Raw genomic sequence first — 12,241 nt, 5'->3', positions numbered from 1 at the left:
TCCTGATATAAAATTGGTGGGCCTAAGTGGACTCGAACCACCGACCTCACGCTTATCAGGCGTGTGCTCTAACCAACTGAGCTATAGGCCCTTTGGTCTTTTATATAAGAGAAACACTTTTTTTTGTAAAAAGAAAAACTTATATTTTAACCTAAGTCTTTCAAAACTGAAGATGATGATTTTTATATGTATGTCCTTAGAAAGGAGGTGATCCATCCTCACCTTCCGGTAAGGATACCTTGTTACGACTTAACCCCAATCATCAACCCTACCTTAGACAGCTCCCTCTTCTTGCGAAGTTAAGCCACTGCTTTCGGGTATTGCTAACTTTCGTGGTTTGACGGGCGGTGTGTACAAACCCCGAGAACGTATTCACCGCGACATGCTGATTCGCGATTACTAGCGATTCCAGCTTCATGAAGTCGAGTTGCAGACTTCAATCCGGACTAAGACTGTCTTTTTGAGATTGGCTAAAAACTCGCGTTTCAGCTACTCTTTGTAACAGCCATTGTATCACGTTTGTAGCCCAGATCATAAGGGGCATGATGATTTGACGTTATCCCCACCTTCCTCCAATGTTTAATTGGCAGTCTCGCTAAAGTCCCCACCATTACGTGCTGGTAACTAACGACAGGGGTTGCGTTCGTTTTAGGACTTAACCTAACATCTCACGACACGAACTGACGACAACCATGCACCACCTGTATCCCTGATAACCTCCACTATATTTCTATAGCTTCGCAGAGTATGTCAAGACCTGGTAAGGTTTTTCGTGTATCTTCGAATTAAACAACATGATCCACCGCTTGTGCGGAGTCCCGTCAATTCCTTTAAGTTTCATACTTGCGTACGTACTACTCAGGCGGAGTACTTAATGTGTTAACTTCAGTACCGAGTTGCCCCGACACTTAGTACTCATCGTTTACAGCGTGGACTACCAGGGTATCTAATCCTGTTTGCTCCCCACGCTTTCGTGCCTCAGCGTCAGTAAAGACCCAGCAAGCCGCCTACGCTTCTGGTGTTCCTCCATATATTTACACATTTTACCGCTACACATGGAATTCCGCTTGCCTCTATCTCACTCTAGTCAAGACAGTTTCTATAACAAGACAGCGTTAAGCACTGAAATTAAATTATAGACTTATCTAACCGCCTACGCACCCTTTACGCCCAATAATTCCGGATAACGCTCGCCCCCTATGTCTTACCGCGGCTGCTGGCACATAGTTAGCCGGGGCTTATTCATTGAATAACGTCAAGATAGTTTTTCCACTATTTTTTCTTCTTCAATAAAAGAACTTTACATACCGAAATACTTCATCGTTCACGCGGCGTCGCTCGGTCAGAGTTTCCTCCATTGCCGAAAATTCCCTACTGCTGCCTCCCGTAGGAGTTTGGGCCGTGTCTCAGTCCCAATGTGGCTGTTCAACCTCTCAGTCCAGCTACACATCATAATCTTGGTAAGCCTTTACCTCACCAACTAACTAATGTGGCGCAAGCCCCTCTTTAAGCATACCCTCCGAAGAAGGTCTTTTAAAAACAAAAAGATGCCTTTTTATTTCCTATCCAGTCTTAGCAACCGTTTCCGATTGTTATCCTCGTCTTAAAGGTAGGTTACTTACGTGTTACTCACCCGTTCGCCACTAAGACCTTTTGAGGGGTCTCCGTTCGACTTGCATGTATTAGGCGCGCCGCCAGCGTTCATCCTGAGCCAGGATCAAACTCTTGGTTTATAAAATTTTTGATATTTTAATAACAAAAATCTTGTTTTATTAATTAAAAATTAATATTAAAATATCATCTTCAGTTTTCAAAAACAAAAGTTTTTAAATAAATAAGATAAAAAAATATTCAAATGGTGAAGGGGGATGGATTCGAACCATCGTACCTTACGGAGCAGTTTTACAGACTGATGCGTTTAGCCACTTCGCTACCCCTCCGATTTATAAAATAAATCCAAAAAATAATTTTTTTATCTCAAAAAAACTCAAACAATTTTAATACAATGTATAACAAATAAATAAATTAAAATAAATTTTTAACAACATTTATAATTATACTAAATTATAATTAAAAATGTTTTACTTTTTTTAAAAAAATCAAAAATTTATAATTAAAAATATATGACTTTCTTATATATCTTTAACTTATAAATTTAATAACAATTAAATATTTATTAAGAATAAATTATAGAATTTATTTTTTTTATAAAATTAATTTAACTTTATTATTATACAAAAAATATTTTATTTTATTGTAAAAAAATATTTTTAATTAAATTTTTTTTATTATAACTAAAAATAAATTATTTTCGAACTTTACATATACAAAAAATGATTAATATATTAAAAATTCTTAACCCAAAACTTTAATTTGAATATAAAAAATTAAATTTCGATAATTTTATTTAATTCTTAAAAACACAATTAATATTATATTTCAATTTAAAAAATAAATCAATAAAAAACTCAAAATTATTTATATAAAAAAATCGAATAATTAAAAAATTAAATTTCGACAATTTTATTTAATTCTCAAAAACACAATTAATATTATATTTCAATTTAACAAATAAATCAATAAAAAACTCAAAATTATTTATATAAAAAAATCGAATAATTAAAAAATTAATTATTCGATCTAAAATATACTCAAAATAAATTTTAATCTATTTTTTTATTGTTTTTTTCATAAAAATAATAACCTAATAAAGCAAAAGCTGCTACACCTATACTTAAAATAATGGCTATCATAAATAAGCTAAAAAAACTTTTCTTCTTAACAGCAAACTCAACTTCTACTTCGCCTGTAAAATCAGTAGATTTTATTTTAGCTGTTTTATTTTCTGTTATTGATACTACTTGAACATCTTTTTCTTTTAAATCAATATTTTTGTCTTTAACTTGTTTTATAATTTCATCATTAGTAACTTTTGTATCTTTAGTTTCAATTGTATCTAAATTTGTTGTTTTTACAACAGTAGATAATTCAACTTTTGGTGATTCCTTTTGTTTAACAGTAAAAATAACATCTACTTCGCTTTTATAATCATTAGATTTAACTTTAGCTTTTTTATTTTCTGTTATTGATGCTACTTGAACATCTTTTTCTTTTAAATCAGTATTTTTGTCTTTAACTTGTTTTATAATTTCATCATTAGTAACCGTTGACCCTTGAGATATAATTTCGCCTAAATTTTTTATTCTTACAACAGTAGATAATTCAACTTTTGGTGATTCCTTTTGTTTAACAGTAAAAATAACATCTACTTCGCCTGTAAAATCATCAGATTTAACTTTAGCTTTAGTCGTAGTTATCTCAGAGACTTTTAAATCTTTACTTACTAAAGATTGATTTTTTTCTTTAATTTTACTTATAATTTCTTCTTGAGTAACTGTTGAGCCTTGAGATATAATTTCACCTAAATTTTTTGTTCTTACAACAGTAGATAATTCAACTTTTGGTGATTCCTTTTGTTTAACAGTAAAAATAACATCTACTTCGCCTGTAAAATCATCAGATTTAACTTTAGCTTTAGTCGTAGTTATCTCAGAGACTTTTAAATCTTTACTTACTAAAGATTGATTTTTTTCTTTAATTTTACTTATAATTTCTTCTTGAGTAACTGTTGAGCCTTGAGATATAATTTCACCTAAATTTTTTTGGGATAAATCATTACTTAATGGCGTATTAACAGCTTCAATTTTTATTAAATAAAAAACATTTAAAAATAAAAACATAAAAACAAAAATTAAAGATATAAAACTTTGAATATGAATTTTTCTATTCATTTGTTTTTCTATCATTTTGTTTTCCTATCTAATTCAATATGTTTTAAATATATTTTTAAAATTGTGAGAATAATTTCTACAAAATTACTTCTACATATTAATTTTACAATAAAAAAAAACAAAAAAAATTGAATAATTTATGAATTCTTCAAAAAATATTAAATATTGTCTTAGTTTAAAAAAATATTAAATCGCCAACTTAATTTTAAGTTTTAAAAAGTAATTTTAAAAATCAAATTTTTATTAAAAAAAATTTATTTTCTAAAAAAAATAGAGTTTAACTAACATAAGTTAAACTCTATAAATTAAAATTAAAAATTTAATAATTTGCTAAAATATTTTATAACTTTAGTCATATCCAGTTGATAAGGTTTTAAAGAACCTTGTTTGTTTAAACGCATAAAATTAACTTTATACCATTGCAAAAGTTGATTATAAAGTGTCAAATCTAATTGTTCGATATTAACTTTTCTTAATTTGGTAATCTTAATAAAAATTTGATACCAAGTCAAATTAGTATTATAAGGGACAAAAGATTTTATTTCCCATTGGATACAACATTCTAAAATTAAAAATAAATCTGTTTCTATAATTTGATATTTATTATTCAATGCATAAAAAAAATGAAAACTATTGACATAATGTTTTCTTTTTTTCATTTCTTGAATCCATTGATAAATAGATAAATTAAAATAATTTCGTCCTTTTTTTAAAAAAAGTTCCATAGATTTATTATTTTTTTGATTATTTAAAAAATAATCATACATCCCAAACTCTTTTCTGAGAGCACATAAAGATAAATCCGAACTATATGGATAAAGTTCATAAGGTAATATTCTCATTTTCTAAAATCATTTCTTTTTATTTTTTTAAAAAATATTAAAAAAATTAAATAATTATTCAAAAATATATTTTTTTAATTTTATCTTGTGCTAATAACTTATTTATTATCAAAAAAATAACTATTTTTTTAATATAAGTTTTTTTATATTTTGATTATTAATTATTTTCGAAATAAATTTGAAATAAATCAAATATATAATATTATATTTATAATCAATAATAAACCCATAATTAAAAATTATACTAAAATTTTTGTTGATAATTAAAAAGTTTAATTGATTTTGGAAAATTTTTTATTGATATTTCACCAAAAGGCAAAAAAAGGTGGACTTATTCACAATGTGGTACTTTTTAAAATAGAGAAAAAATATTAAAAGATTAATTTTGAAATTAATTCCTTTAAAAGATTATTTAAAATAAAAAAAATATTATTTAGTTATTGGTTAATTAAAAAACTAATTAACTCCTACACTATACTATATCCCAAAAAAACAAAAAAAGACCAAAAGTGAAATGACCTAAATAACATACATTTTAAATAATTTTATTGTTTTAAAACGAAATTTAGGCATTTAAAAATAATAAGAAAATTAAATTTTCTTATTATTTTATTTTTATGATATTGATTAACAATAATAATTAAATTTAATTTAAAAAAATAATAAAAAAAAGATTATCAAATGTTGATAATCTTTTAAATATTTTTAATAATTTCTAGAATATTTTAATAAAGATACGTCTTTTTGAATATGTTCGTTACGAGCATGGCAATTGGCTAAATTGCGACATTATATCGTATATTTGCGCCCTTATTTCATAGATTATGGTTTAACTGGTGGAGGCGTAGTGTCGCAATAGGTGTCAAATTTTATTAACCATTTATCATCAAAATAGATAGGAAACTCAATTGTATTGGTAAAACGCATAATATCAGAAGAAAAATAATGTTTTATATATTCATATTTCAACTCTGAATTAACTTCTCGAGTTTGTTCTCCGTTTATCCCATCACTACCTCTCGTTATATTTCCTCGCAAACAATGTAAAGTTTTATTATTGTTTCCTATTTTATTTTTAATTTCACTACCGATATATTCGTTTCCTTTTTTAAAATAACACTGATTTTCCCATTGTTTTAAGGCTATATTATATTCTTTTTCCGTTGATGGATTTAGATTCCATGTTATTTGTTTATTAACTATATTAATTTTTTTATTTTTATTAATTAAACAATAAATTAAAATAGAAATTAAAATCATTAATGTAATATAAATATTTTTTTTATAATTTGTGTTTTTTTTGATATTTTGCATAATTTTTTATCCTTTTTTATTTATTTTAATTATAACTTTTTTTGAAATTTAAACACTTTTAAAATAAAAAAAGAACTTAAATGAATAAGTTCTTTTTGTTTTGATTATTGCATATGAAATGGTTTAGTTAGAGGTGGTTGCGGCGGCCACAATAACCATTAAATTTAACTTTCGTTTTATCAGAAAATTTCATTTCATCGCCAATAGAAAGATTTTTAAAAGCATAGGTATTATTGAAATAATTATATTCTCCATAATAATGGATTACATAATTATTTTTATTCACATACTAATAGGGACTGATAGTCTTATTGTCGTCTGGTTGAAATATTGTAGTATCGCACAAACTAATATAAATTTTTATCTAAATATTGAAATAAGCCATCTATTCTCTTACCACTCCATGTTTCTCTAGATTTAAACAAACAATAGTTTTTCTAATGTTGTGGGACTGTGTTATAATCATTTTCTTATTTTTTTTGTTTGTCTTGTTTGACTTTGCCGAAAGGACAGTTCATGATGTATTTATAGTCGTAAGTTTCACATTTGAAACAAGTATTATTATTTGACCATATATCATTGAGATAATTCCATCCAATGTTATTACCTGGACTGTTCCAAAAGTTTAGACACTTTTTATTTTAAAATAACTCTTTAAGACTAAAAAATTAATAGATAATTTCATATCTTTTCAAACTAAAGAAATATTTTGTTGAATTAAAAAGTGTCTAAACTTTTTTTAATAATTCTTTAATTTCAAAAGATATTTTTTTAAATATTGTACCCTTACACTATATAGTTAGGTAAAAAAAGTGAAAAACTCTCCAACAAAATGAAAAAAAATTAACTTTTATTATTAATTATATTATTTTTCTTAAAAAAAGGCGCACTAAAATAACCTTTTACAAGGTTATATTATTTTATTTTACATCAACTAAAAATTTATCTCAAATTTTGAATATATTGAGATGGAGTTGAATTGTTTAATTTAGTTAAAATCCATTTAGTATTCCAAAATTTCGGAAAATGATTAATTAATTTTTTCATTTTATCAGGAGATTTTTGAAATAAAAATGGATGTTGATGTTGTAAAATACTTTTCATTTGGCCGAAAAAGTTTTCAATGACGGCGTTATCACGAGGGGTGGCTTTTCTTGACATGCTGATTAAAAAACCTTTTTTCGTTAAAGTTTTTTTGAATTTTGAGTGATTGATAAACTTTGCCTTGATCGGAATGAATAATACAAGGTTCTTTTAATAAAGGTAATTTTTTTAATAGTATTTAAAACTAAATTTTTATTTTGTTGGTTCGAAACATGTGAAGCGATTATTTGGTTGTTAAAAGAGTCAATAATACAAGAAAAATAAAGAAAACCTTGATTAGTTTTGAAATAAGTGATATCAGTAAAGAGTTTTTGGAGGGGTTTGGTGGCCATAAAATCTTGATTGATTAAATTAGGAATTATTTGGAGATTATTTTTTAAATTACGATAAGTAAAATTTTTTTTAATTCTTAAACAACAATTAATGTTATTTTTTTTCATGATGGTGTAAACTTTTTTCTTGGTGATAAATTCATTAAAGGTTTTTTGGTATAAATCAGTGATTTTTCGATGGCCGTAAAAATATTGATAATGGAGACATAAAGCTTTAATTCTTTTTTGTTGTAACAGGTATTTTTCTTCTTTTTCTTTTAGTTTATTTTTCATTTTCAACCAATAATAATAAGTACTTCTTTTAATTTGAATTGTTTTTAAAATAGTGGTTAAATTAAGAGTTTGATTGAATTGGTTGACTAAATGAAAAACCATTTTTTTATCAATTTTTTTAATTTTTTCAATAATTTTTTGTAATAATTTAATTTTTTGTTTTAATTTTTGCATCTTAATACCAATTATTTTCAAATACATCAATTATTATAACTCTAAAAGATTTTTTATTGGATAAATAAGCTCTTCAGCGCTTTCATCTTTTTTTTCATATATATAATAAATAAATACTTGGTAAGGCAATTAATTTAAAAATTAAATTTGATTTAATGATTGAAATAAATTAAAAAAATAAAATTACTTAAAAAAGAGGTTTTTATGATATCGATAAATAATAATGATATTAAAAATGATAATGCGATAATATCAAATATCGATATCATTATTATATATCAATATAAAATATAAAATATCACTGGTTGAATAAGTTAGTCTTTATATAGATTATTTTTAAAGACAAACTGTTAGTAAACTGTTATAAAACTGTTATAAAACTGTTAGTAAAGTGTTATAAAGTATTATAAAGTTGTTAGTTTTCTTTTTTTATTAAATATTTATACATAGGATGTAGTTTTTTCACCCGATATCCTTGTTTATCTTTTGTTAAAAAGAATTGAATATATTTTAAGTCTTCTTTTCGATAATAAATAATGTTTAACCCTTTTTTATAGTTAGTTTTCATGGGTTTATGGTATTTATCTAGTTTTTGAGGGTCTAATTGATATAATTGTAAAGTTTTTAATTGGTTGACATCAATTTTCCCGATTAATTCTTTGATGATATTTTTAAATTCATTTTTATAATTGATTTGGAAGATATTAAATAGGTGTTTAAGGGGGTTATTTTGGCTTTTAAGCGGGGTTAAATCAGAAAGTAATAGTTTACACCTATTACTAGAAGAGAAATTATCATTAATTAAGGTTATTTTTGTTTTTTTCATTTCTTCTAAGATTTGAGGATCGACAAAGAGAGTTTGGTTTTTCGGACGGTAATTAGCTTCTTGGTAGGTATTTTTCTTTTTAGAATGAGCAATAATAGTGAGATTGATTAAATCTTCTTTTAATATTTTTAAAAAGTTTTTAATTTGGGTTAAGTCGTTAGGGGTGGTTTTTGTGTTCCAACCTCCGATTCTAATTTCTTGATTGGTATCTTTTTTCATCTTTTTTCTCCTTTTGGGTTATTTAGTATTCAGTTATTTTTCTAATAGTTTTTCCGTCTGATTGATAATGAGTTTTTTTAACCTTGTTACCAGTATTTTTATTGTATTCAGTTACAAAATTAATAGTTTTACCATCAAATTGATAATAAGTATATTTAACTAGTTTACCTGTGGCTTTATCGTATTCATATACACTTTTAAGAATTTTTTCGTCAGATCGGTAATAAGTTTTTTTAAATGGCTTTTTATTATTTTTATCGTATTCATATACACATTTAATAGATGTTCCATCAGGTTGATAATGAATTTGTTTAATGGCTGTTTCAGTTTCTTTATCGTATTCACCAATAAATTTTTTCCTGCCATTATTAATAAATTTTTCTATAATTGTTTTCATTTGTTTTCTCCTTTTTGATTGTTTGTTATAAAAATAAAAACCCTAAATAGTTGAATTTAGGTTTATATATACTTTTATGAGAGTGTGTTAATGTATTTATATGTATAGATGTTATATATTGGTGTAACAAAATAATAATTTAATTAATTACTTCTACTTTGTCTTCGCCAAAGAAATGAACCGCTAAATCGACGATGATTTTATTTTTGGCCTCTTCATAAGTAATGTATGGGTCTAAAAAACATTTTTGATATGCTTCTTTTCCGTATTGACGTAATAAATCATCGACATCTTTACAAGTTTGGTCGTAAGGAGGTAAAATGTGTCTAATTTCGTATAAAAGTTTGCTTCTTTAAGTTGTTCTCCTAAGGCTTCACTTCGTTTTCGGCCTGTCTCGTCGTTATCTAAGGCGATAATGACTTTGATATTTTCTTTTTTGAGAATTTCTAGTTGAGATTGAGAAAGTAATTGAGTGACACAAATGAGACCGACCACGTTTTTAATACTATTTTGCCAACAACTAATGACATCAAAAAAACCTTCATGAATGATAATGGTTTTTGTTTGTTTGATAAAAGGTAACGCTTCAAAAAAACGATAACTAAAATGAAAGGTCGGTGTTTTACTAAAATTATTTAATGATTGATATTTTGGTTGAAAGTAAGAAACTTCGCGAAAATGGTTTTGATAAAAATGAAAAGTTTGATGATAACCATTTTCAATGGGGATAATAATTGAACCATGGAAAGTATCATGATAATATTTTTTTCTTTGTTGATTAGTTTTTTCTTTGATAAAACCATATTCTAATAATTTATCGATATTAATATTTTTCTTTTGACAGTAATTTACTAACCGAAAAGATAAAGGTTTATCAGATAATGGGGCATAGCCTAGTTTAAATTCTTTAATAGTTTCTACAGTGAGTTTTCTTTTTTGAGTTAAATATTCTATTCCTGGTTGGCTTTCGTTGTTGCGATTAATGGTTAATAAATAATGATAATAATCTCTAATTTGGTTGAATAAGGGTGAGATTTTTTTAAATAATTGTTTCTTTTTGATATTAATTTCCTGTTCGTCAACTGGTTGTTTTGGTTTAATTGGATGATATGGTTGTTGAAAAGGGTTAGTAGTTGTTTGCGTTGTTTCTTTTTCTTGTTGGATTAAGGTTTTAAATTCGAAAGAATTCATAAATCCTTCTATTCTTTGAATCGCTTTAGAAAAAGATTTAATTTGACGGATAGTCATATAAACATCAATCAGATCGTAATCTCGACCACATTTCCAACAATGAATTTTGTTAGTAGAAGTGAAATGACAACAAGTAGGATTGTTTCCTTGATGAATGGGACAAGGGAAACGATATTTGGGGTTGAAGTTTGGTGGTATGATATTTAATTTTTTTAATAAAACTGACATGGGGAAATGAATTTGGATGTGTTTTATTTTTTCTTGATAATTCATTGATAAATTCCTTAATAATTTTCTAATAGATAAGGTAAGATATAACCTATTTCTTGAAAGGTTTGGGTGGTCATTTCAAAGTGATAAACTAAGTTTTTTTTAGTACCACTTCGATTCTTTTTAATAGATAATTCAATGATTTTTTGAGATTCATTGTTTTTTGATGCTAAATATAATTGATTACAATTTTGATTATAGATATTCAAAGGTTTTTCTTGGTCTTTGGATAGTTTGGGTTGGAATTCAGACATCATTAAGACGATGTCGGAGTTGGTTTCGATACCACCACTTCCTTTTAAAGCGGTGATTTCAGGGGATTTTCCTTGGTAATGGCTATAAGTATCTCTCGAAAATTGTGAGAGAATGATAATAACGATGTTTAATTCCATGGCTAATTGTTTGAGTTTAGTCATAATTTCGTCAATGGCTAGACGGTCATTTTCTAAATGATTTGTGGCTTTTGTAATTTGAAGATGATCGATGACAATCATTTCAACTTTTTTTTCTAAATGAAGGCGATAAACTAAATCAATGATATAATCAATGTTTTTACTTTTGTCATAACTAAACGATAAATTAATGTTAACAAAAAATTGTTTGGCTTGTTTCATCCTTTCCGTGTATTTGAGTAGTGTGATGTTTAAATCTTTCAAATTTTTATCTAAAATAACATCTAGAGGAATTTGAGTTTGGTGGGCTAATAATCGACTTAAATTTTCTTCTAAGGTCATTTCATAAGAAAAAACTAACATATGGGGATAATGTTTAGTTTCTTGATGTTTGGTTTTGGCGATATCTAAAAGAAGATTGTAGACAAAAGTGGTTTTACCTAATCCAGTATAGCCCCCAATGGTGATGATTTGACTTTTTTTAAATCCTTTTGTGGCTTGATTTAAGCCTCGGAAAGTTTTTGATAAGCGGTAATATTCTTCTTGGATTTTTTGTTTGGATTGTTGATCGGTTTTAAAAAACTCAGGATGACAAGAGGACATTTGATTTAAAGTTAATAAGGTTTGGTCTGATTTGTGAGGAATCAAAGTCATAAATTTTCTTAATTTATCAAAGATTTCTTGGTAATATAAGTTTTTAGTGTAAGGATCTTGATTTTCAAAAGAAGGACTAATAAATTTTAAGAGTTGTCGGAACAGTTTTTCTTGGGTATAGGTATGTTTTAAGTTATCTAAGAAATTAAGGTTATTTTCCTTACTAAAATCATCACTTAAAAAAGATAATGATTCTTTAGTAAAGTTATCTTGGGGGAAATAGGTTTGAAGATAGGTGAGTAATTCTTCGATTATCTCATTTTGAGACTTTATTTTATCAAAGGGATGATTAGTTATTTTTCCTAAAGTTAAATATTTTAAGGCCTGAAAGATTTTTGTATGTTGTTTATCTAAAAAAGATTGTGGATCAATGAGCTGAAAATAAAAACTTAATTGTTCAGCTTTATTTTGGTTCATATAGGAAATGATTTGTTTTAACGCTTTTTGTTCGTTGGTTAACAT

General features: G+C 26.1%; 6 protein-coding genes, 2 tRNA genes, 1 rRNA gene and 2 pseudogenes. All 11 read right to left on the bottom strand.

Features of this window, described 5'->3' with window-relative positions; all coding sequences use genetic code 11:
* Positions 1 to 14: 14 nt before the first annotated feature.
* A tRNA-Ile gene (locus JNO41_RS00820) sits at positions 15 to 91 on the bottom strand.
* A 109-nt stretch (positions 92 to 200) separates the two neighbouring features.
* Positions 201 to 1,733 (bottom strand): 16S ribosomal RNA (locus JNO41_RS00815).
* 123 nt (positions 1,734 to 1,856) lie between these two features.
* Positions 1,857 to 1,940: transfer RNA gene (locus JNO41_RS00810), tRNA-Tyr, on the bottom strand.
* A gap of 723 nt (positions 1,941 to 2,663) precedes the next feature.
* Positions 2,664 to 3,806 (bottom strand): hypothetical protein, encoded by a 1,143-nt coding sequence (locus tag JNO41_RS00805; RefSeq protein ID WP_121464023.1) that lies wholly within the window; start codon positions 3,804 to 3,806, stop codon positions 2,664 to 2,666.
* Between the two features lie 296 nt (positions 3,807 to 4,102).
* Positions 4,103 to 4,633, bottom strand: coding sequence for a hypothetical protein (locus tag JNO41_RS00800; protein WP_121464022.1), 531 nt, complete (start codon positions 4,631 to 4,633; stop codon positions 4,103 to 4,105).
* A gap of 822 nt (positions 4,634 to 5,455) precedes the next feature.
* Entirely contained in the window at positions 5,456 to 5,947 is a 492-nt protein-coding gene (locus tag JNO41_RS00795) for a hypothetical protein (protein ID WP_121464021.1), read from the bottom strand.
* Between the two features lie 942 nt (positions 5,948 to 6,889).
* Positions 6,890 to 7,830: pseudogene (locus JNO41_RS00790) on the bottom strand (IS3 family transposase).
* Positions 7,831 to 8,245: 415 nt separating this feature from the next.
* Complete coding sequence (locus JNO41_RS00785) at positions 8,246 to 8,875, bottom strand: phase variable surface lipoprotein (RefSeq protein WP_432729577.1); 630 nt, start codon at positions 8,873 to 8,875, stop codon at positions 8,246 to 8,248.
* 22 nt (positions 8,876 to 8,897) lie between these two features.
* Entirely contained in the window at positions 8,898 to 9,272 is a 375-nt protein-coding gene (locus tag JNO41_RS00780) for a DUF2963 domain-containing protein (RefSeq protein ID WP_121463938.1), read from the bottom strand.
* A gap of 139 nt (positions 9,273 to 9,411) precedes the next feature.
* Positions 9,412 to 10,736: pseudogene (locus JNO41_RS00775) on the bottom strand (toprim domain-containing protein).
* Positions 10,737 to 10,747: 11 nt separating this feature from the next.
* Positions 10,748 to 12,241, bottom strand: a complete 1,494-nt coding sequence (locus JNO41_RS00770) for a replicative DNA helicase (RefSeq protein ID WP_121463831.1) — start codon at positions 12,239 to 12,241, stop codon at positions 10,748 to 10,750.

Origin of the sequence: 'Prunus avium' virescence phytoplasma (genome assembly GCF_050916135.1) — a bacterium.
GTDB lineage: Bacteria > Bacillota_I > Bacilli_A > Acholeplasmatales > Acholeplasmataceae > Phytoplasma > Phytoplasma ziziphi.
Note: the sequence above shows the minus strand (reverse complement) of the source record. Positions and strands in the feature narration are given on the sequence as shown.

What these genes read in the sequence shown, in the direction of transcription:
- JNO41_RS00770 (WP_121463831.1), bottom strand. Translation starts at nt 12,241, where the DNA reads ATGTTAACCAACGAACAAAAAGCGTTAAAACAAATCATTTCCTATATG.
- JNO41_RS00800 (WP_121464022.1), bottom strand. Translation starts at nt 4,633, where the DNA reads ATGAGAATATTACCTTATGAACTTTATCCATATAGTTCGGATTTATCT.
- JNO41_RS00795 (WP_121464021.1), bottom strand. Translation starts at nt 5,947, where the DNA reads ATGCAAAATATCAAAAAAAACACAAATTATAAAAAAAATATTTATATT.
- JNO41_RS00785 (WP_432729577.1), bottom strand. Translation starts at nt 8,875, where the DNA reads ATGAAAAAAGATACCAATCAAGAAATTAGAATCGGAGGTTGGAACACA.
- JNO41_RS00780 (WP_121463938.1), bottom strand. Translation starts at nt 9,272, where the DNA reads ATGAAAACAATTATAGAAAAATTTATTAATAATGGCAGGAAAAAATTT.
- JNO41_RS00805 (WP_121464023.1), bottom strand. Translation starts at nt 3,806, where the DNA reads ATGATAGAAAAACAAATGAATAGAAAAATTCATATTCAAAGTTTTATA.